Source organism: Caballeronia terrestris (assembly GCF_001544515.1).
In the GTDB taxonomy this organism is placed as follows: Bacteria; Pseudomonadota; Gammaproteobacteria; order Burkholderiales; family Burkholderiaceae; genus Caballeronia; species Caballeronia terrestris.
The window spans coordinates 1-593 of the sequence record NZ_FCOL02000607.1; the positions used below are offsets into that span (position 1 = coordinate 1).

Below are 593 nucleotides of genomic sequence, written 5' to 3' on the forward strand. Positions count from 1 at the left end.
TCGAGTTCGATCATGTCGCCGGTCTGCACGAACGCGAGCGGTCCGCCCGCCGCCGCTTCCGGCGAGACGTGCAGCACGACGGCGCCGTAAGCCGTGCCGCTCATGCGGCCGTCTGAAATGCGGACCATGTCAGTGATGCCTTTTTGCAGAACTTTCTTCGGCAGCGGCATGTTGCCGACTTCCGCAAAGCCCGGATAACCCTTCGGCCCCGCGCCCTTCAGCACCATCACGCAGTTTTCGTCAATGTCGAGCGATTCGTCGTCAACCTTCTCATGTAGCTCTTCGATCGTCTCGAACACGACTGCCCGTCCGCGATGCTTCAGGAGGCTTGCCGTCGCCGCCGAAGGTTTGATCACCGCGCCGTTCGGTGCCAGGTTGCCCATCAGCACGGCGATGCCCGCCTTCGGCTTGAACGGCGCTTCGAACGTCGTGATGACCTTTTCGTCGTAGTTCGGCGCCTTGCTGACGTTGTCCCAGATCGTATTGCCATTGACCGTCAGCGCGTCCTTGTGCAGCAGCCCCTGGTCGCCCATCAGTTTCAGGACCGCAGGCAAACCGCCCGCGTAGTAAAAATCCTCCATCAGAAACTCGCC

At 61.2% G+C, this 593-nt stretch carries 1 protein-coding gene; it reads right to left on the reverse strand.

From position 1 onward, the window contains the following. Positions 1-593 (reverse strand): dihydroxy-acid dehydratase domain-containing protein (locus tag AWB67_RS39185; protein WP_200822452.1); only part of this gene is annotated, 593 nt, incomplete at both ends.